Source organism: Gimesia sp. (assembly GCF_048262075.1).
In the GTDB taxonomy this organism is placed as follows: domain Bacteria; phylum Planctomycetota; class Planctomycetia; order Planctomycetales; family Planctomycetaceae; genus Gimesia.
The window spans coordinates 170,562-192,123 of sequence record NZ_JBLXFK010000014.1 but is presented as its reverse complement, the minus strand read 5'-3'; the positions used below and the strand labels follow the sequence as shown (position 1 = coordinate 192,123).

The following is a 21,562-nucleotide window of genomic DNA, read 5'->3' as shown; positions in this document are numbered from 1 at the left end:
TCGCACAATTCAGAACAACAAAGCCAACCCGCTCCCTCCACACCCGAACTTCCTCTACCCGCCGGGTACCATCGGTCAGCTTGCCCGACAGTGCCTGTGCTCAGGGCCTCCTTGCCCGGTTCACCAGGCATTATAAAAGCAGTGCCTGCAGTAGCTGCAGATGAATATCCCGAACCACTGTCAACAGGTCAGGGTTTAATTCAGAAATCTCATACAGGCCGGTTCACAACCATTTTTTCTTTTTAAAATAGGTCAGCAGGACCACCGGAAGTGTTATGAACACCCCCCAGAGGATCGGATACGACCATTTCCAACGGAGTTCAGGCATGTCCTCGAAATTCATGCCGTAAATCCCGGCGATAAACGTGAGCGGGATAAAGATTGAGGCAAACACCGTCAGGATTTTCATAACCTCATTCATCTTGTTGCTGACACTGGAAACATAGATATCCAGCAGGCCCCCCAACATGTCACGATAGGAATCCACTGATTCCGAAATCCTCAGCACATGGTCGAAAACATCGCGAAAGTAAATATGCGTTTTCTCGCCAATCAATTTGTGGTCAGAACGAAGGATCGCCGACAGCAGTTCCCTCTGAGGTGACGTAGAACGCCGAATATCAATCAGTTCCCGCTTAAGTCGCTGAATGGAAACCAGCGTCTCCGAAGTAGGATTTGATAATAATTCTTCTTCTATCGTATCAATCCGCTCATCCATCGAGTCCAGCAGCACAAAATTCTGATCAACGATGGTATCTAAAATGGCGTAGGTCAGATAATCTGCTCCCAGAGTTCGAATGCGGCCTGTGCTCGTACGGATCCGCTGAATCAAAGGAAGAAACAGTTCGTCTTTCCATTCCTTAAATGTAAAGACAAAGTCATTGAACACCAGAATACTGATCTGCTCGTAATCGACATTAAACTCGTCTGCCTTGCCCCCCTGCTCTCCCAGCGAGAGACCTTTCAGAACAATATACAGATAATCATCGTATTCTTCGAACTTGGGCCGCTGATGTGTATTGAGAATATCTTCCAACACTAACGAATGAATGTCGAAATATTTGCCGATCAACTCGGTGATTTCAACATTTTTCAGTCCCTCCAGACAGACCCAGGTAATCGAATCTTTCTCGCGAAACTTGAGCAGGTCTTCCACGGTTTCCACGCTGGGCTCTTCGACATCAATCGAACCATAGTCGATGACAGAAATCCGGGTATCTTCTTCATTAAAGTCACCTACGTGGATCAGAGAGCCGGGTGGCATGCCAACTTTTTTTGATGTATTCCGATAGATATCAAGCATAAATATTTGCTCGCAGGAAAAACTGGATTATTTATTCGCACACCTGAAACACATCGAGTGAGAATAAAGTAACTCTACCTGAGAGCAGACTCACAGGCAGCCCGAGCCGGATTCTAAGAAATCATGGCTCAGGCTGCGAGATCAGACTGAAGAGGGATTGGTTAAATTTCGAAGGAGTTACCATCTTCCTTGTAGACAACCCGGTAGAGCTCTGTGCGGCGGTCATTCCAGTTCTGCACACTGCCCGACTCACGGTGACGTCTTAACAATTCGAAGTCGAGGTCATGAATAATCACGGTTTCGACGTTCGGATTACACTCCGCGGCCACTCCATCACTGGCAAACTCCATATCAGAGGGTGTAAAAATCCCCGACTGGGCATAGTGAATGTCGGCGTTTTCGACAAAGGGCAAATTCCCTGTACAGCCTGAAATCGCAACGTACAGGTGATTTTCAACACACCGGGCCTGGGCACAATGCCTGACCCGCAGATAGCCGTGCCGCGTATCAGTGTTAAATGGTACGAAGACGATCTGAGCACCTTTCTGAGATGCAATCCGGGTGAGTTCCGGAAATTCGATGTCGTAACAGATCTGAATGGCAATCGCACCGCAGTCCGTATCAAACACTTCAACCCGGTCACCGGAACTGACGCCCCACCACTTGCGTTCACTGGGAGTAATATGGATTTTATCCTGCTTCCCAATCGAGCCATCGCGACCAAACAGATAAGACGAGTTAAACAGTGTGCCGTGCTCGACAACAAACTGCGAACCACCAATCACGTTGACATTGTATTTAACGGCCATTTCTGTAAAGAAATCAAGATACTGTGGTGTGAATTCCGCCAGCCGGCGGGCTGCCTGGCCGGGACGAGTCGCCTCCACACAGGAAAGGAGTTGCGTGGTAAATAACTCCGGAAACAGGATGAAGTCACATTTATAATCAGAGGCTGTATCCAGAAAGAACTCGCACTGCTGGGCGAACTCGTCGAAGCCTTTAATCGAACGCATCTGGTACTGCACGACACAAATGCGGATCGGTTCGACCGGATGATGAAAACGACGCTTGGCACCCCGCTTATAGTCCAGATTCGTCCACTCCAGGTAGGTCGCATATCCGCAGGATTCGGTATCCGAGGGCAGATAATTGGGAATCAGCCCCTGGACCGAAAATCCATTGGCCAGTTGCGCCGTCAACACCTGATCATAGATCGCCTTTTCAACCACGCAGTCAATGTACTCACGGGCCGTCAGTTTATCGGCGTGCTTGTGGTATCCGGGAATCCGGCCAGCGATGATCATCTGGGTCAGATTTTTCTGACGACAGAGTTCTTTGCGGGCATCATACATCCGCCGGGAAAGCTTCATCCCGCGAAAATCGGGGTGAACCATGATTTCGATCCCGTACAGCGTATCCCCCTTGGGATTATGATTGCGGATAAAGCCGTCATCGGCGACCGCTTTCCAGTTATGCCACTCCAGGCTGGGGTCAAATGTCAGAATCAGACTGGAAGACGAAGCCGCCAGTCGCCCATCAATTTCCACACAGAGTTGTCCCTCGGGAAAATGCTTGAGCTGGCTTTCAATATGCTCCCGCCCCCAGGTCTGCATGCCGGGAAAACAGAGTTGTTCCATCTCCACTAACGCATCGAAATCGTCCATTGTTAAAGGGCGGACTTCGATCTTCCATTCAAAATCCTTCAGATCAAGCGGTTCCATTGATTTTCCTTAAGAGAAGCAGCTACAGGGACAGTGCACGAGACTATTATCGTCAGCACTCTCGATTTTGAATAGCCCCCGAAAATCCTTTTCTCTGTAGATATTGGCAATGCCACTCCAGGAAAGATTTTTGAGCCCCTCGCTCCGGAACGGTCCCGGTTCAGGAATCGCTCGCCATGTCCTCAAAGAGAGATTTCGTATCTCTGGCAGTTAATACGAAGATCGCCCAGGCTCCCAGAACCGTCCCCACAGGGAAGATAATGCAGGTCACTGCGGCGCCGACGAGACAGGTCCGATAACTGAATCGCTTTAAGAGGCAGACCCCTGTTAAAAAACAGACCAGTGTAAAGGTAATCGAGACAATGAACATCCCCATTACCATGCTGTTCGCCATGGAGTCAAATTGATCACTGCTTTCAGGTTTGGTTCCCTCGAGTGACGTCAGATTTGCTGTTGTTTCAGAATTCGCTTTGAGCTGATCGCCAATCTTTCTCAAAATCGCAAGATTGAATATTGAGATCAGACCCAAAACTAAAAACAGGGCGCCGATCAGATTCAACTGGCTGGCTCTGGAAGCAGTCATCGGGGCACTCCTCAGTAAACTGGGATTGAGATCTCATCTACATATTTTCTGTAATTCAAGATAAAAAGTCGTCTTCCCTCAGTAGATTCGGTGCTTCAAAGAGAGGCTGGGCCTGTTTATCAAACAGGATCAGCAACGTCCAGACTCCCAGGGCGGTTCCGATCGGGAACCAGATGCAGACTGCCGCTGATCCAATAATGCAGAGAGTCCGGTGGGTTCTCCGGTACAGGTTGATTCCGGTGACCAGTGACATTCCACCAAATAACAGAAAAGTAAACCCAAGAACCCCATACACGAAATAAAAGGGGGTCCGCATCGATTCGAACATCTGCTGAGGGTCCGGGGCGTTTTGATGACGCGGAAAACCCATCTGCATCATCGACTTAAACATCATGTAATGGAGCGGCAGGAACAACAGCCCCAACAGGCAGAGGCCGGCCAGAGCCATGAATAATACTCCGGCTACTTTGAGCTGCTTTTCGAATTTGTCTGACTGTTCCGACATCCCTTAATTCCTGACTTTTACCGGTAGTGAATCAGCAGACCTTGTCACCAGACTTAGAATAACAATGATAAAATGGCAAACCCAGCTCTGACGACGGCTGCTCGATTTGCTGGCGGGAATCAGATTTTGATTCCGCTTTGACAGGAGTCACAGTCAGTCCCAGCACGATCAACGTCAGAAAAACACGGGCATCCATTCGAGTGTTCCTTTTATGTATGAGTTGAAATCTCAATCAGATCGGGAGAGTTTCAGGGCAACACAAATCCTGGCGGCTGTGCCATTCATGGGGAATGCCCCGCATCAGCAGGGCACAGTCGAATTCGACAGTCCCCGGTGGAAAACGCTGGGGATCATCAAAGAAACTGGATGCGATGGACTCTACCTGTAACGGTTCCGCTTTCCAGTCCCGGCAACTTAATTCCAGCCCGTCAAAGTGCCCTGCCCTGTTGCTGGCCGAATACCCCAGTGACCCCTGTTCGAAAAAGTCAGACGCTTCCTGAACCGAGGCAAAGATTGACGAAGCTGGCAAATCATCGGCTACAGAACCTGTCACCTGCATCCGAGCCTGACCATCTCTGGCCTGCATTTCGACCGAGAAACAATCGTCCGTCTCTTCAACTGTAAAGCGGGCATGGTGATGAGTTCCCGGAAAAATCCGCCCTCCTGCCAGGGCATTCAGACAGGAATCGGTGTCGCGACGATTTACGTAGACGCCTTGATGTGTCTGACCGTCCGCTTCCCATTCGACGGCGAACCGATGGGCGGCATTCTCCGAACGAATTCCCCAGGAAAAGGGGGCACACCGGGGTCGCACATTCGTCAGTCGGATAAGGCAAACGCCACCAATGGCATATCCGTGAATCAGTTGGGGACGAAACGGAGCCGGCAGAACACGGGCCATGGCTTCCGGTTCAACTCGGAAATTTGCCAGAATGCGACGGTCAATCATGCCTTCAATCACGGGGATCTTCATCGACGACTCCAGGAGAAATGAGAGTGAACTCCTCTGCGCAATTCCAACGATACTCGATCGCTCCGGTTTCGTCAAAGAGATTCTGGCAAACATAAACGATCATATTTGTCAGAACTGAATTTGCGCAGGTCAGTTTTTTTTCAAAATAGATTGTTTTCTTAAATATATATCAGATATGGAAATGCATGTTTTCACCCCCCTATTTAACAATATAAAAAAACGATTTCTCTATTTTTCTCCGTTGCTATTTGAAATCTCGAGTGTTAAATGATGCGTTAACTTGAAAAGAGCAGTATCAACAGCGTCTCAACGCCCCAAAACCTCTGATCTCCGACTCGCAATTCTTTGCTGTTGATTCTTTTTCAAGTCACAAGTTTTGCGCTCTTATCACGAGATTAAATACCCGGCATTTCCCTGTTAAGCCCCTTGGGGCGTGTCCTGACTGAACTGTGCCTGTCTCAATATTGCTGCGTATGCGTCTGCTTTCTGTTCTTCTGAAAGCTCGATAAGAATTCAAGATTGTGGTGTTTTCCTTTTCTTTTTTTCTTTTTTTCTTTTATGCCTTTCGGAGACGAAGATGAGACAGCTGCCTGGAAAACGGGGTTTTACCCTGATTGAACTGCTGGTAGTGATTGCGATCATTGCCATTCTAATTGCCCTGTTGTTGCCAGCCGTGCAACAGGCTCGGGAAGCGGCACGCCGGAGTTCCTGCAAAAACAACTTAAAGCAGATCGGCCTGGCGTTACACAACTACCACGAAACACACCGCACTTTTCCGCAGATGCAGGTGGAAAGTGTCCGTACAATTGCCGGTGATATCCCCACAGAAAGTTATCTGGGCTGGAGCGTCATGCTGCTGCCATTCATGGACCAGACCAACATTTATAACCAGATCAATATGAATGGTCCCTGGCGTACGACAGCAGGTGTGATTCTGCAGCCAACAGTCATCAACCTGGTTATCCCGGCATTCAACTGCCCCTCTGATCCCATGGAAGGGGTTAACACCAATATCAGTTCATGGGGTAAATCAAACTATCCGGCATTGTACTCTCCTTCCCGCATGCTGACTGCTTCAACGACTCAGGGTTACACCAGCGCGTGGAACAATCACGCTGCCACCAGAATCCGGGATATTACTGATGGCGTCAGTAATGTGATTGTCGTCGGCGAACGCACGACAGAAGACCGGGGTTCAGGAGCAATCTGGATTGGTTCTTCACCACTCAACAGTGCTACAGCTGGTAACTACGGCGACTGGCCTTACCATACCGCATTGGTGCGGAACTGGCAGGGTTCTTCAACCGCCCCTATTCCTTCCACGATTTACCTGATCAACGGGATTAATCAGACCGATGGCCTGCGATATGCATGGACCTTGAGCAGTTCCCACGCCGGAGGCTGCCACTTCCTGCTGGGGGATGGGCGAGTCCAATTCATCAGCGAAAACATTGATGGCGAAACCCTGATCTATCTGTCCGCAATCAATGACAAAAATGTGATCGGTGAGTTTTAGAGCGCATCACATTTAACCATAGCGTCTCTCAATCTAAGATACTCGGGCCAAATTGGACCTGGAGACGCTACCAGTAAAACGGGACACAGTCTAAACCACCATGTAACGATTAAATAGATCCCGGTTTCATCAAATTAATGAAACCGGGTTTTCATCGTATTTTCTATCACTGGAAGAACAAGCTCATGTCTACGTTAATAATTTTGAATCAATCAAATTCAAAACCGGGTTACTTACTTAGATTTTCAGCAGGGGCCTTACTGGCCTGCTGTCTCGGATGCTCGGGTGGGGGCGATGAAGTAAAACTGGCTCCTGTCTCGGGTGTCGTCACCATGGACGGTAAGCCTCTGGCGGAAATTGTTGTCATTTTTTCCCCTGAAAAAGGTAACCCCTCTTCCGGTCGAACAGATGCTTCAGGGAAGTATACCCTCGCTTACAAGGAACATTCCAAGGGTGCCCTGTTAGGGAATCACCGAGTGACCATATTCAAGGCTGAAGCCGTCCCCCCCAAAAATGATGATGATTCGGGCATCGCGGAAACACTGCCGATCGAAACTTTTCGAGGTGAAAATGATGGCGTCGCGGCAATCAAGTTACCGAAAGGAACTTTCAAAAAAGATCCCATTCCTGAACGGTACAACACGAAATCAGAACTGAAAAAAGAAGTCGTTGATGGAAAGAACAGTTTCGATTTTGAGTTAACATCGAAGTAAGACTGAATTTTTATTGACAGTGGACATTACCTGCATGGTGTCAGCCATTGATCCCACTCCCTGAAGGTCTGACTGCAGAGATCCAGACAGATCTCTGCAGCAGCGACTTTGACAAAAAGAAGGTTTTGCAGAATCAGGGCTTCACTCAGCCGCGGCAGGTTTCTCGGGGTCAGGATGTGAACCTGATCCCCGGTGCTGCTTGTGATCGAGCTTGAGTTGTGACGCTTCATCACAGGGTTCTACAACCACCAGATTCGTCGAAAGCTCGTCCACGACCTGACCTTCCAAGCCGTCTTCCTCACGTCGAAACCTCCGAATTTGTGAAGGTTTGGTTCCTTCGGGCAGCATCCCCAGGTTACAGATGGGCTCCCCCGGACTAATGGCCGGCAGAGTAGTCATCCCAATCACGACGGAGTCAAACGGAGCATAAAGCATGCTGCGTTCTCTGCCGAGCAAAGTGGTGTTGGTGGCCAGTGGCTGATCTTTTTCGATAATGTCACCAGGCTTGACATGGAATTTGAGAAAGCCCCCGCGTTCTGCACGCACCCACGTCGATTTATCGACGATGACCTGATAGTCGGGAGATTCCGGCGCGCCATCCAGCATTTGCAGATCGCGGAGGACATTTCTGACCCCGCGCGCTGCGGACTCGACGATCCCCGGTTCGACTTTCCAGACTTCTCCCCCTTCCATGATGATGGTCGGACAACCGCTGTTGCAGGCTTCACGGCGGAATGCTCCTGCAGGTCCTTTGCCATTCATAATGACTTCAGAACCAAAGGCTTTTGCCAGTCGGCAAACATCCGGACTGGTCAGATCTCCACGGACATTGGGATAATTGGTTCGACGCACCGAAGCAGTATGCAGATCAATGCCATAGTCACTGCGGGAGACGATTTCGTCAAAAATGATCCGGGCCATTCGACCGGCAAGACTGCCGTTAGCAGACCCCGGAAAAGAACGGTTCAAGTCACGTCGGTCGGGCAAATAACGGGAGTGACGATCAAAGGCCAGTATATTGAGAACCGGGACCAGAATGACCGAGCCTCTCAATAGTTTGAAGTCCACATCCTGGATCAGTTCACGAATCGCCCCCGTGCCATTAATCTCATCGCCATGCAAGGCAGCAGTCACAAAGACAACGGGGCCTTCTTCCTTAGCCCGGCGGATGTGAATGGGAATTTTGACGTTCATACTGCTGTAGCTTTCGCTGACAGCCAGCTTGACGTCGCGCGACTCCCCAGCCGGTATCGTGTCTCCGTTCCATTCATCAATTGGCTTACGTTGTCGCGGTTTTGCCATGTGTAGCGTCAATCCCTTCCTGACCGCGCTGACTCGGCGGTCTCCTTGACAGCATCCGTCAGTACTTCTTCAGCCACAGGCAACTCGGGCAGATCCTGAACTTTCGGACGACGTTTTCGGCGTGTTTTTGAAGGAACCAGATCGCGCATCAGTTCCAGTTTCCCAAAACAGAGTAAACGGTCAAATGATTCCAGTTTCCGATCTGAACGGGGGTTGGGAATCACTGTCGTACCACGATAGAGGGTTAATACATTAATGTCTTTGTCCCGCAGACCAGATTCATTGATGGCTTTCCCCACATAATCCGATCCTTCCGGAATATGAATCTCAGTCACACCATACCCGCGACTGACGGTAAGACGCTGTCGGAGATCAATCTCCGGAAAATCAACCTGAGCCGAAATATAATCCACGATGGCACCGGCGATGTCGAGCTGAGTACATTTCTCAATTCCTTCGAGGCCGGGAGAGGAATTGACTTCCATGATCTGGGGACCTTCTGTGCCTTCGAGCATGTCCACTCCAGCGACTCGCAAGCCCATAATCTGTGCTGCACGAACCGCAGTTTTACAATACGTTTCATCAAGGATGACGGGCTCTGTCAGACCGCCGCGATGCACATTGCTGCGGAACTCCTGGCCTTGTGCCACGCGTCGCATTGCCGCCACCACACGGTCTCCGACGACAAAGGCCCGGATATCACGTCCCTTGCTTTCTGCGACGAATTTCTGAATCAATACGTTCTGCTTCTGGTTCTGCAGTAATTCGATGATGGCTTCTGCTGATTTGACCGATTCAGCCAGGAGCACACCAATCCCCTGTGTCCCTTCCAGAAGTTTAATCACCACCGGTGCGCCACCCACGCGTTCAATGGCAGGCAACACGTCTTTTTTATCACGGACAAATGTCGTTTGCGGGATGCCGATCTGATGGCGACTCAGGATCTGCAGACTGCGAAGTTTATCCCGAGAGTTGGTAATGCCTGAAGAGGAATTCGCACAAAAAATATCCATCTGCTCGAACTGCCGGACCACGGCTGTTCCGAAATAGGTAATGGAAGCGCCAATCCGAGGCAGGACTGCATCGTAATCAGAAATGGATTTTTGTCGGAAATAGAGATCCGGTTCCGCCTGCTTGAGATCGATGGCAAATTTGAGCGTATCCAAAACTTTGACTTGAAAGCCACGTTGTTCTGCCGCTTCGCGCAGACGCCGCGTGCTGTAACAACGAGGGCTGCATGAAAGAATTGCAAGTTTCATAAAAAATCCTTTTAGCGCCTGAAGGGTAGTGGTTTGAAACCGCTAAACCCGTTTTGGCTTTTTTGCTTGTTGCGGCTTTCCACCGTAGTAAGACTTCCCGGCGTCGACTAGAAAACGTCGACGAAATGCTTCACGACCGAGCAGCATCCGAAAGCCCATTTCATCACGATTGGCGAGCGTCAATTCGACGGGCCAGCTGACTCCCAGCAGTTTTATATTCGTCACAATCACGGGTCGCAGACTGGCCTTCCCACTGGAGCTGCGCACAGACCGGAACTCAAAAATCGGAGCCTCGGCTTCAATAACCTCGCGCGTTTTCCGTTGCACGGGATGGACCTTAAATCGAATCCATTGTTCGTTGCCTCGCTCGAACTGATGCAAATCATAAGCATGCAGAGATGACGACCGGGCACCGGTGTCTACTTTTGCCTTAATGCTCTTAATTCCGAGTTCCGGCAAACTGATCCATTCTCGCCAGCCAATAACAGGCAGACCAGGTTTCCGTTTCTTTTCCTTCTGCAGAGTTCTCGTCACCTTTGCCGCACGGCCTCCTTTGCACCTTTTCTTAGTTTTCGAGAAACCTAGTCTACATCAAAATACCTAGATATGCCAGTTCTGTAACATGATTTCACTCATTCTCAGACTGATTACAGCATCACTTCAAACTAACCTGCCGCCACATGCTATCCGCTTCAGCCAAATCAAACAGACTTACCTGTTGTACCAACTATCGTATCTATGGCATGCAACTCTAACTGAAAATCTGTAAAAAAACAGGCGATACCTTTATTTGGCATCGCCTGTTTCCAAGTTTCGTGGTGACAACTGGTCGTACGACTATGGCTTGGGAGTTAATCCAAAATCCATGGGAACAGACGGATCCAGCTTGGGAGCGTACTCATAAGGAGCAGCGTACTGATATTTCAAAGGTGCTTTAGGATTGATGAGATATTCATCATCGTTTCCAAAATTAGACGCAGAAGGATAGTGAGGTGTAAATGTCCGTGGAGGATTTCCTTGGGCAGGAGCATTGATCCGTTCTGACCAGCCGAGAGTAACATCAACCGTACTGACAGCCCCCTGTTCTCCCACCTGGATCACAGAAAGCTTGACGTCCTGCCCGGGCTGAGCTTTGGCCAGTAAGGTGTTTAACTGACGAACAGAAGCCAGGCGATGACTGCCGAAAGACAGGATGATATCGTACTTCATTAAGCCTGCCTTCTCTGCGGGAGATCCGGGAGCAACATGCATGATGACCACACCATAGCCGGGATTCCCATCCAGATTAGTCCCCACGCCGGTCCACCAGTCTGGCGCACCATTTGTTAAATGTGCTGCCAGCGGACCGGACGCATCAGTGCAAACCGCTCCCAAAGTGGCTTTGTAGTATTTCGAGTAATGCTGGTTCAAGCGGGCTTTGTGAGCATCACTCATCAGTGCAGCATACTTCTGGCGAGCAGTTGCAGCAGCCTGTTTGTTGGCCGGTGCTTCTTGAGCCTGTGATTCATAATTCACGACCAAAAAGAGTGTGAGAAGACAAAGCAAGCCCTTGCTCGTTATAGACTTCTGCAATTTCATCTTATTAACCCTTTATCTCAAAACATGTACAAGACATATAATATTTCTGGTTGCGGAGCTTCTCAATTTCAGGCAACTCAACAATCACCGTACTCAACGCATTCATCCTATCCTAGCTCACGCATATACCTTGTCAAATACGGAAATTGAATTCTGATGATTATTTGCAACATCATCATCTGGCCTGCTTTTACCGATTTCTGGCTCTGGGTTTCTGGCTCTGGGGAAATCTGAGCCTCATTCTGGAACCAGCTCAATAGAATGTGTAAGCTGATTGATTGATCTACAGCGTGCGTATCAGATTTCCTGAAACCTGATCACGTACTGCCCTGCTCTCATGACAGCCAGGCCTCACTGAAAAGAGAACACTTATGATGACGACTACAGCGCTCCCTTCGTTCCGTTCCAGGCTAATCTGCTCCCTGCTCACACTCCTGTGTTGCCTCTGCTTGACCGGGCCAAGCTGGAGTGCCGATCAGAAGCCAAATATCCTGCTGATTGTCGCCGACGATCTGGGCTATAGTGATCTGGGATGTTTCGGGGGTGAGATTAAGACTCCCCATCTGGATTCGCTGGCCGCCAGGGGAGTTCGACTGACTCAGTTTTATAATACCGGCCGCTGCTGCCCGTCCCGTGGTACGATCATGACCGGTCAATATCCACATCGGATCGGCTTGGGACACATGACGCGCAACCTGAATCAGCGCGGGTACCAGGGGCATATCGCAGATGAGGCCATTACAGTCGCCCAGATATTGCAACAGGGAGGCTATCGCACGTTCCTCTCCGGTAAATGGCATCTGGGAACTGAAGATCCGACTAAGTCTGGTTTTGAAGAATTCTACGGGACACTGGTCAGTGCCAAAACATTTTGGGACGTTGATCATTTCACCAGACTCCCCGCCTCCCGAGCCACCCACACTTATCCGAAAGGGGAATTCTATGGCACGGATGCACTCGGCGATTACGCGATCGATTTCATGCGAAAAGGAAGACAAAATCCGGAACAACCCTGGTTTTTATACCTGGCCTTCAATGCACCGCATTTCCCCCTGCATGCTCCCAAAGAAGAAATCCTCAAATATGCAGATCGCTACCATGTGGGCTGGGACCAAATCCGGCAAGAACGACTGGCACGCATGAAAGAACTGGGAATCGTACCACCGGAGACGAAGCTTTCTCCCCGTTCACGTTATTGGGACTGGGGTGAAGCAGAGGCACGCGTCAATCCAGCCTGGGATTCACTGCCCACAGACCGCCAAGGCGACCTGGCACGACGCATGGCGATTTTCGCTGCCATGGTAGACCGCATGGATCAAAATATCGGACGCGTTCTGACCAGTCTTAAACAGAATAATGAACTGGAGAATACGTTGATTATTTTCACTTCCGACAACGGTGCCTGTGCGGAATGGGATCCCTTTGGATTTGATATCCGATCCAGCCGCAACAACACCTTATACTGGGACGATCAGCTCGAAAAAATGGGCGGTCCGGATACACATCACAGTGTCGGTTCTGGCTGGGCGAACGCTTCGAATACTCCCTGGAGACTATATAAGCACTACAACCATGAAGGAGGGATCGCTTCGCCCGGCATCGTGCACTGGCCTGCTCAGATCAGGCAACAGGGAGCCATTATTTCGACACCCGCTCATATTATCGATATTGTCCCCACACTGCTGACCGCGGCTCAAGTCGCCTACCCCACTCAGTGGAACGGCGTGAAAACGATTCCCCTTCCCGGGCAAAGCCTGTTCATACCCATCAATAACTCCCCTCAAACCGAACGCACGCTCTACTTTGAACACCAGGGTAACCGGGCCATCCGGGAAGGTCGCTGGAAGCTGTCAGCCCTGCGCGGTGGTCCCTGGGAACTCTATGATATCTCAGTCGATCGTACAGAATTGAGCAACCTGGCTGAGAAGCATCCGGACGTCGTAAAGCAACTTGACCAGAAGTGGCAAGCCTGGGCCGAGGCGAATTTTGTACTCCCTTTCCCGACAGATTACCGCATTGATTATCTGCCCCCCTTGAAGAAATAGTGTTGCCAGCGAAACCGAAAACAGAGCTGGCTAACAATAACCAGCTCTGTTTTATGGGAAATAAGCAAACTCAACAGCAGAGCAGTGATTACTCGCTGGCTGAAGTACTGGATGATTTCTCTTTGTCCTTCTGAGTAATTCTGACCATGAGCCATTGCTGAGTCTCATTCTTACCAATATGTACCAGCAGCGGTGCCTCGTCTTTAGTCAGGTTATAGATGCCGGTATCATAAACAGTGTTTTTGTCATCGCCGACCGTCCAGGCAGCCCGTTGTGTTTTTTTATCCACGGCCCCCTGTACCTGCTGAGTTTTGTTGGTTTTCGTATCAGTGTAATTTCCACGGATGACGCCTTTCGCATCTACGGCCAGTTCCACAGTGGAATCAGACTTTGTCTGTCCACTGGGTGAGAGAGCGAACACGCCAAGCGGCATCCAGTTTTTCTGATCGCTGACATCGGCAGTGCTCCCTTGAGAAGCCAACTGACTGGCCTGCTGTGTATATTCTTCTGCTGATCCGACATCCTGATTGTTAACGTAAACACTGTTATCCTGATACACCACGTTATTGCCATAGTCATAATAGAGGGGCTGCGAATTGGCTAACGTCAACCAGGCCATCATGGAGTCCCACGTACAGACACTCCAGGCATAACCAGCCGGCCAGCCGGGAACGTACCAGACCCCCGGATGCGCTGCATACCAGCCGGGATAATACATACCGTAGCCAACAAATCCACCGCGAATCACGGCACCGTGATAATACCGGGTTGAAGGAGGGACGTGCACAAACCCCGCAGCGTAACCACCATTCGGACCACGAACGACACCCCCAGCTGTACCGCCACCATTGGGTCCCCGGACCACACCGCCAGCAGCTTTTCCACCATTGGGCCCCACTACACGACCGCCGGCAGCCCTGCCACCATCCGGCCCGACAACACGTCCTCCAGCGGCTGTTCCTCCGTTAGGACCAACGGCTCTACCACCAGCAGCAGATCCGCCATTGGGACCGACAACACGTCCTCCGGTTGCCGTACCGCCGTTCTTGCCATCGATTGAACCGCCGGCAGCACGTCCGCCATCGGGACCAATTGCACCACCGCCGGTAACGGTATTCCCGCGCGGGCCTGTATAAGTACCTCCACCTGCGACACCACCATTCGGGCCATGATAAATATTCCCCGAGCCGGAACCGGAGCTGATAGAACGATTGATCGTATCACGCCCGCTGAAATCCTGAACATAAGGATGAGAATTGGTCACCGCATTGTGTCCGGCATCAGAGGGCAGACCCAGGAAATTATTTAATCCCTGTTGAGTGGGGCGCTTGTTGAAGTTTATGTCCCCGACATTCAGTGAACCCGAATTCCGAAACCCTCTGTCTCCATTACCACCGAGCTGATTTAAATTTCCTCGATTGAAATTATTTCTCCCAGATTGCTCAAACGAGCGCGCCTCATTTGAGAACCTGGAGTCGAATCCGCTTTGATCATTAAAACGGCTGGGCGTATCAAATCGGCTCCCGTAATTGGAGAAACGGCTTCCATCAAATCCACCGCCACCATTGAGGCCATTGAGGCCATTGCCACCAAAATCACGACCGCCTCCATAGCCGCCTCCCCCACCAAGACCACCTGCACCACGGAAACTTCCGCCGTTAAACCCCCCTCCGCCAGCACCGCCGAAGCCACCTCCACCTCCGCGGAAGTCACCACCACCCCCGCCGAATCCGCCTCCGCCGCCTCGAAAGCCACCACCGCCACCACCAAACCCGCCACGAGCCCAGGTTTGTGAAAGATCAGGATTGAATAAGCAGACTGCCGTAACAGCAATCAATGTGATGAATAATCTCATATCTAATATCCCCAAATTCAGAATTTTGTCAGTGTGTATTTTGAAGGGCCTGGACGGCTGAAATTAATCTCTCTTGGAGACCACTTCGAGTGCATCTGGTAATTCAACGCCATTCACGAAACGATTGACCGACTGCCAGCGACAACCATTATTATCAATTTTTGTCACGATATTATTAGCACTCGTGAGCATGCCATTTGCCATAACACCACGTGATTCGACCGCCCACCCGCCATCAACGGGCATCCAGATTCCGATCGCATGACTGCCATCTGCATTGAAGGTCCACGACATGATATCACCACTTAGTGGATCAATACCGATGATCTGAACGCCAATCTGCTGCGATTTTTTTCCACTCTTTACGACAAATGTTCTTTCAATGAATTTCTTTCCCGGCAACCAGCGATAGATCGTCTTTAATGTGACGCCTTCATCTTCTGTGGTCCAGGTTCCAATCAGCCATTCCAGATCCTTTAGGTGAATCTGGGGAATGGAAGGCATGCTTGCTGATTCTTTGACGCTGACCATCTTCCACGTACCATCCTGTTTCACATGGGTCGCGGTATACTGGCTGAAAGCAGGTGGCGCCTGGGGGACAGTCACAACTGTCCGCCCCTCTTCAATTGCCAGGTTTTCACCTATTTCACGTACCGAATCGACAGAGATCTGAATTTTCGCATCTTTGTTGTTTTTGAAATAATCGGTATACATTTTCTGAATAGCCGGTCGGCCTACCAGACGCATCCCACTGCTTTCAATATATTCTCCCTCGGGAGCCCAGAAACTGGCAACTTTTTCTGCATTCCCTGAATCAAAGGATTTTTTAAACATCTCAGCCACGTTTTTGACGGCTGCTTCGGCTCCTGACTTCGTTGATTTTTCCTGAGATTCTGCACCCTCTGCTTCAGCTTTCGTCGTGAGTGGAGTCCTCTGAAACTGTGCCTGCAGGGGAGAACTGTCCCACATAAAAAATAACGAGAAAGCAGTTACGGTAAGACCAGAGCGGGTCAATCGCTGTAGAAGATTCATTCTGACATCTTTCAGATATGGTGTGGAAATTCGCTTGCGTTGTGAGAGAGTCGACAGACTGCTCCAAAAGCCACAGTCCGTGGTTTTATTCTATTCCTGTCTATTCAATATTGCACGCATAATTTATGATCTCTTTCAGAATTTTCACGAGCTGTTAATGGTAACGAGATCAATCTTTGCTCGACTACCAGAATCACTGAATTTAACGTATCCGATTCATTACAGTGTTGACGATTTCATACGCTGACCATTCCGTTTCACACTGATAGCGGTAAGGATGTCGGTTCTGCAGTCACAGATCAGTGAACCCGAGTTTGTGTCTTTTGAGTCATCAACACTTTTGTCATTAAGAACCATTGATGCTTCATCGTCTGAAACAACTTGCTCCTCTGGCTGTCATTGCAATTTTCGTGGGAGCAATCTGGCTGCTCTCCCGGGAATTAAAACATTACAATATTCATGAGATCCGCAACGCCATTACCCACATCCCGGCCTGGCGACTCTGGGCAGCCGGTGGTCTGACTGTCATTAACTACCTGGTCCTGATTGGCTATGACTACCTGGCAGTCCGCGCGATCCAGCATCCCCTCTCCCTGGGAAAAATCTCCCTCGCTTCGTTTACCGGTTTCGTGACCAGCTATAACTTCGGCGCAGTGCTGGGGGGAACATCGGTCCGATATCGGCTGTATTCAGCCTGGGGACTTTCGGCTGTCGAAATTCTGCAGCTGGTCATCATGCTGGGCACCACTTACTGGATTGGCGTGTTTGCCTTGGCAGGGATCGTCTTCATATCCCACCCGTTTCCGATTCCCTCTTCATTACACTTCCCCTTTGATAATGTGCAGCCAGTCGGATATATCCTGCTGGCTGTCGCCGCCTGTTATACTTCGCTGACTTTGATTCGTACCAAACCAATCAGCGTCAAAGGAATTCAACTTAAACTTCCCGGCACGGGGATGACGTTACTGCAACTGGCAGTCTCGGCGATCGACCTGATTCTGGTCGCGTTCATCCTGTATACGCTACTGGCCCCCGATTTGACAATTGGATACGGCGAGTTCCTGGGGATCTTCCTGATGGCCACGGTGACGGTGGTCCTGTCGCATGTGCCCGGCGGAATTGGTGTTTTTGAATTAGTGATGCTGACCTTACTGGCATCTCCCCATTCGGGAAAAATCCTCGCCTGCCTGTTGGTATTCCGGGTCATTTACTACCTGATCCCGCTGTTTGCAGCAGTCATTCTGCTTGGCTTACACGAAATTTCGCTCAATCGAGGTCTGGCAGCGCGTATGATGCAGGAAACGAGCCGCTGGTCGAACACCATCACCCCATTAATTCTCTCCGGGTGCACCCTGCTGGCCGGAGCCGTCCTGCTGTTTTCCGGAGCCACGCCGATTGTCACGGCCCGCATTGGGCCCCTGCAACAGACTCTTCCCCTGCCTCTCATTGAAGTCTCACATTTTCTAGGCAGCTTAACGGGGGCAGCCCTGCTCGTACTGGCCCGTGGTCTGCAACGCAGGCTGGACTCGGCCTGGTGGCTGATTACGTCTCTGCTAAGCGTGGGAATCGTTGCCTCACTCATGAAAGGTTTTGATTATGAAGAAGCCATCCTGCTGAGTGTGCTGCTGTTCGCGTTGCTTATCTGTCGCAAACAGTATTATCGAAAAGGGGCATTACTCCATGCCCGTTTCAGCCTGGGCTGGGCGGCAACGATTTTGACAATCGTATTCTGTTCGATCTGGCTGGGCATGTTTGCTTATCAACATGTCGAATACTCCGACGAACTCTGGTGGGCTTTTACGGTCAAAGGAGATGCATCACGTTTTCTGCGAGGCAGCGTTGGTGCCATTGTTATTATGCTACTGTTTGCATTTTCCAGGCTGGTCGCGGCACATAAACCAAGCGTGCTTCCACCAACTCCCTCTGAACTGGAAGCGGTTAAACCGCTGGTCCTGTCATCACCTCAGACTTCCACTCAACTGGCATTGCTGGGCGATAAATCACTGTTGTTCAATAACCGGCAGACAGCCTGTATCATGTATGGCGTGCAAAAACGTTCCTGGATTTCACTCGGCGATCCGATCGGGCCGGATTCAGAACGGGGAGAACTGATCTGGCAGTTCCGGGAAATGGTTGATCGTTATGATGGCTGGCCCGTCTTTTATCAGGTCAAACCTGAAAATCTCTCTCTGTATCTGGATCAGGGACTGACGATCCTCAAACTGGGAGAAGAAGCGCGTGTCCCCCTGGGTTCGTTTGACCTGCAAGGCGGCAAGCGACGCAAACTTAGACAGGCCATCAATCATTGTGTAACGGAACAATGTGAATTCTCACTGATCCCCCGAGAAGGTGTGCCGGAAATCATCAGTGAACTCAAACAGATTTCCGATGCCTGGCTCCGCGCCAAAGAAATCAACGAAAAAGGCTTTTCGCTCGGTTATTTCGACGAAACCTATCTCAAGCAGTGCCCGATCGCAGTTGTCAGACAGCAGGGACGGATCATTGCGTTTGCCAATGTGCTGGAGGGTGCCGGCAAAGACGAGCTCTCTGCTGACCTGATGAGGTATACCCCCGAGGCACCGCCGGGAGTCATGGAATATCTATTTGTGGAATTACTACTCTGGGGCCAGCAGCAGGGTTATCAGTGGTTCAATTTCGGTATGGCTCCCCTGTCCGGTATCGAAAATCGTCCCCTGTCCCCGATCTGGAACCGGACGGCCAATTTAATTTTTCGTTATGGCGATCATTTCTATGGCTTTGAAGGTTTGAGAAGTTATAAAGAGAAATTTGATCCCGTCTGGACGCCCAAATATCTGGCGTCACCCGGCGGAATGGCATTACCTCAAATACTGTCTGATGTTGTCGCGATCATTGCAAAAAACCAGTCAAATTCAAACCGGACCTGATATCATGGACCACTGGGATAAAATCGAAGGTTCTCCTGTGCAATTAGGAGAGACCTGGGTTCCTTCCGAATATGCCTATAATTTTGCCATCTATTCCAAACATGCAGAGCGGGTCTCCCTGCTCTTTTTCACCGAAAACGATCTGTATCATCCGGTCTATGTTTATCATTTTGAACCTCACCGCAATAAAACAGCCGAAATCTGGCATTGTCGGATCCCGGCTGCAGAAATTCATCTTGCTATTTATTATGCCTATCAAATAGATGGCCCCTCCCCCGAAGCCCCCTATGACTGGCATGCCTTTGATTCGGAAAAACTGCTGTTTGATCCGTATTCACGAAATATCTTTTTCCCGCCCGACTTTGACAGAGAGGCTGCCTGCCATCCGGGAAGTAATACAGGTCGCGCCCCGCTCTCGGTCCTGCAGTCCATCGAATGCGCATTTAACTGGGACGATGATCAACCGGTTCACCATACCTCTGATTTAATTATCTATGAGATGCATGTGCGTGGTTTCACGAAACGGGATAACTCGGGCGTAACGGAAAATGCCCGGGGAACCTTTGCAGGAGTCATCGAAAAAATCCCCTACCTGCAGGAACTGGGAATCACGGCTGTTGAACTGCTGCCCGTTTATCAGTTCGATACCCAGGACGGCAACTACTGGGGCTACATGCCTCTTGGGTTCTTCGCGCCCCATGATGGATACTGCATGTCGGAAGAGACCTGTGAACGACACATTGAATTTTGCGAAATGGTAAAAGCCCTCCACCGCGCCGGAATCGAAGTCATTCTTGATGTCGTCTACAATCACACAGGCGAAGGAAATGAGAATGGCCCAACTTACAGCTTCAAAGGAATTGATAATACCACTTACTATTCTTTGACCGGCAACCCGGAATCACAGTTCGCTAATTATTCAGGAGCCGGGAATACGCTGCACACTGCCAATCGAGCCGTCCGCAAAATGATCGTTGACAGTTTGCATTACTGGGTGAAAGAAATGCATGTAGACGGATTTCGTTTTGATCTGGCCAGCGTTCTCACGAGAAAAACAGATGGCAGTGTTGAAGATTCTAACCCGACCACCCTGGGGCAGATCGGGTCTGACTCTTCACTGGCGGGCAAACGGTTCATCGCAGAGCCCTGGGACGCGGGTGGTGCCTTTCAACTGGGATCACGCTTTCCCGGTCATCGCTGGATGCAGTGGAATGCCGCCTACCGCGATACACTGCAGAAATTTGTGCGAGGCGATGCAGGACAGGTAGCAGATCTGATGACGCGTCTTTACGGCAGTTGTGATCTTTTCCCGGATGACTGCCTGCATGCCCTCAGACCATACCAGAGTATTAATTACATTACTTCACACGATGGCTTCTCCCTGTATGACATGGTGTCCTTCAACCAGAAGCGAAACTGGGAGAACGGACAGAATAATGAGGATGGCACTCACGATTACAGTTGGAATTGTGGCTGGGAAGGAACCGATGCGCCCGAGGAGGTAATCCGCTTGAGAAGGCAGCAGGTCAAAAACTTCTTCACTCTCCTGATGGTTTCCAATGGGTCTCCCATGTTTCGCATGGGAGATGAGTTTCTACAGACTCAGGAAGGAAACAACAATCCCTATAATCAAGACAATGAAACCAGTTGGCTGGACTGGAGTCGCCTGGAAGCGAACCAGGATATGTTTCGATTTGTGAAGCTGTTGATCGCGTTTCGCAAAGTCCATTCCTCTTTGTGCCGTTCCCATTTCTGGCGGGAAGAGATCAAGTGGTACGGCGTGACTCGTTATGTGGACCTCAATCCTTCTGCCAGAACACTCGCCTTCTGCCTGCACGGTAAAGAAGAACAGGACGTTGACATTTACGTGATGATCAATGCGGCACCTGATACCTGCTGTTTCGGAATTCATGAAGGGACCCCAGGAGAATGGAAACGCGTCGTTGATACCGCGCAAGACAGCCCGCAGGACATCCTGGAATCAGGTGATATGCCCTACATTAAGATAGATACTTATGATGTCCAGGCACGCTCTGTGGTAGTACTGATCAGAGATCCCGGATAAAATAGAACTCATGCTGAAATCTGTAACGAGGTGATCTGCAAACAGGACAAGGAAGCACAATGGATGGTATCGCTGAGGTCTTTGGGGGAGTGATGATCCTCTTTGTAATCGTGATTTTTTCGCATCGCCACCGGAAAAACAAATCAAAATCCAAAGAGAACGCTGAAACAGAATCATCTTGAAACCTCTTAGTAAAACCCCTATGC

17 protein-coding genes are annotated in these 21,562 nt (G+C 50.1%); 5 read left to right on the top strand and 12 right to left on the bottom strand.

Going from position 1 to position 21,562, the window contains the following annotated elements; translation table 11 throughout:
* Positions 1-223: 223 nt before the first annotated feature.
* The 6 genes from corA to ACN0YH_RS23035 form a co-directional block, all read right to left on the bottom strand.
* On the bottom strand, positions 224-1,303 hold the full coding sequence (gene corA, locus ACN0YH_RS23060; RefSeq protein WP_417381949.1) for a magnesium/cobalt transporter CorA: 1,080 nt from the start codon (positions 1,301-1,303) through the stop codon (positions 224-226).
* Between the two features lie 161 nt (positions 1,304-1,464).
* A complete protein-coding gene (locus ACN0YH_RS23055) occupies positions 1,465-3,024 on the bottom strand; it encodes a GNAT family N-acetyltransferase (RefSeq protein ID WP_417381948.1) in 1,560 nt (519 codons plus the stop codon).
* 160 nt (positions 3,025-3,184) lie between these two features.
* Positions 3,185-3,607, bottom strand: coding sequence for a hypothetical protein (locus ACN0YH_RS23050; RefSeq protein WP_417381947.1), 423 nt, complete (start codon positions 3,605-3,607; stop codon positions 3,185-3,187).
* Between the two features lie 55 nt (positions 3,608-3,662).
* Positions 3,663-4,112: a hypothetical protein gene (locus ACN0YH_RS23045; RefSeq protein WP_417381946.1), complete on the bottom strand. Its 450-nt coding sequence runs from the start codon at positions 4,110-4,112 to the stop codon at positions 3,663-3,665.
* A 31-nt stretch (positions 4,113-4,143) separates the two neighbouring features.
* On the bottom strand, positions 4,144-4,308 hold the full coding sequence (locus ACN0YH_RS23040) for a hypothetical protein (protein ID WP_417381945.1): 165 nt from the start codon (positions 4,306-4,308) through the stop codon (positions 4,144-4,146).
* Positions 4,309-4,344: 36 nt separating this feature from the next.
* Positions 4,345-5,085: a DUF2071 domain-containing protein gene (locus ACN0YH_RS23035; RefSeq protein WP_417381944.1), complete on the bottom strand. Its 741-nt coding sequence runs from the start codon at positions 5,083-5,085 to the stop codon at positions 4,345-4,347.
* Between the two features lie 577 nt (positions 5,086-5,662).
* Between ACN0YH_RS23035 and ACN0YH_RS23030 the strand changes: the two genes are divergently transcribed.
* Together ACN0YH_RS23030 and ACN0YH_RS23025 are read left to right on the top strand one after the other, a co-directional pair.
* Positions 5,663-6,601, top strand: coding sequence for a DUF1559 domain-containing protein (locus ACN0YH_RS23030; RefSeq protein WP_417381943.1), 939 nt, complete (start codon positions 5,663-5,665; stop codon positions 6,599-6,601).
* 185 nt (positions 6,602-6,786) lie between these two features.
* Positions 6,787-7,314 carry a carboxypeptidase regulatory-like domain-containing protein gene (locus ACN0YH_RS23025; protein ID WP_417381942.1) on the top strand — a complete coding sequence of 176 codons (528 nt, stop codon included), beginning with the start codon at positions 6,787-6,789 and terminating at the stop codon, positions 7,312-7,314.
* Between the two features lie 141 nt (positions 7,315-7,455).
* Here ACN0YH_RS23025 and ACN0YH_RS23020 read toward each other — a convergent pair whose 3' ends face one another.
* The 4 genes from ACN0YH_RS23020 to ACN0YH_RS23005 all read right to left on the bottom strand — a co-directional run bounded on the left by ACN0YH_RS23020 (position 7,456) and on the right by ACN0YH_RS23005 (position 11,453).
* Complete coding sequence (locus tag ACN0YH_RS23020) at positions 7,456-8,616, bottom strand: succinylglutamate desuccinylase/aspartoacylase family protein (protein ID WP_417381941.1); 1,161 nt, start codon at positions 8,614-8,616, stop codon at positions 7,456-7,458.
* A gap of 8 nt (positions 8,617-8,624) precedes the next feature.
* Complete coding sequence (locus ACN0YH_RS23015) at positions 8,625-9,875, bottom strand: RimK family alpha-L-glutamate ligase (RefSeq protein WP_417381940.1); 1,251 nt, start codon at positions 9,873-9,875, stop codon at positions 8,625-8,627.
* A 42-nt stretch (positions 9,876-9,917) separates the two neighbouring features.
* Positions 9,918-10,409, bottom strand: coding sequence for an ATP-dependent zinc protease (locus ACN0YH_RS23010; RefSeq protein WP_417381939.1), 492 nt, complete (start codon positions 10,407-10,409; stop codon positions 9,918-9,920).
* A gap of 303 nt (positions 10,410-10,712) precedes the next feature.
* Complete coding sequence (locus ACN0YH_RS23005) at positions 10,713-11,453, bottom strand: PDZ domain-containing protein (RefSeq protein WP_417381938.1); 741 nt, start codon at positions 11,451-11,453, stop codon at positions 10,713-10,715.
* 371 nt (positions 11,454-11,824) lie between these two features.
* On the opposite strand from ACN0YH_RS23005, the gene ACN0YH_RS23000 reads away from it, so the two are divergent.
* Entirely contained in the window at positions 11,825-13,498 is a 1,674-nt protein-coding gene (locus ACN0YH_RS23000; RefSeq protein WP_417381937.1) for an arylsulfatase, read from the top strand.
* Positions 13,499-13,586: 88 nt separating this feature from the next.
* Here the strand turns inward: ACN0YH_RS23000 and ACN0YH_RS22995 are convergent, their stop codons facing one another.
* Both ACN0YH_RS22995 and ACN0YH_RS22990 read right to left on the bottom strand, forming a co-directional pair.
* Entirely contained in the window at positions 13,587-15,353 is a 1,767-nt protein-coding gene (locus tag ACN0YH_RS22995; protein WP_417381936.1) for a protocadherin, read from the bottom strand.
* A gap of 63 nt (positions 15,354-15,416) precedes the next feature.
* On the bottom strand, positions 15,417-16,385 hold the full coding sequence (locus ACN0YH_RS22990; RefSeq protein ID WP_417381935.1) for a YybH family protein: 969 nt from the start codon (positions 16,383-16,385) through the stop codon (positions 15,417-15,419).
* A 359-nt stretch (positions 16,386-16,744) separates the two neighbouring features.
* Between ACN0YH_RS22990 and mprF the strand changes: the two genes are divergently transcribed.
* Together mprF and ACN0YH_RS22980 are read left to right on the top strand one after the other, a co-directional pair.
* Complete coding sequence (gene mprF / locus ACN0YH_RS22985) at positions 16,745-19,291, top strand: bifunctional lysylphosphatidylglycerol flippase/synthetase MprF (RefSeq protein ID WP_417381934.1); 2,547 nt, start codon at positions 16,745-16,747, stop codon at positions 19,289-19,291.
* A 4-nt stretch (positions 19,292-19,295) separates the two neighbouring features.
* Positions 19,296-21,356 (top strand): glycogen debranching protein, encoded by a 2,061-nt coding sequence (locus ACN0YH_RS22980; RefSeq protein WP_417381933.1) that lies wholly within the window; start codon positions 19,296-19,298, stop codon positions 21,354-21,356.
* Positions 21,357-21,562: the final 206 nt, after the last annotated feature.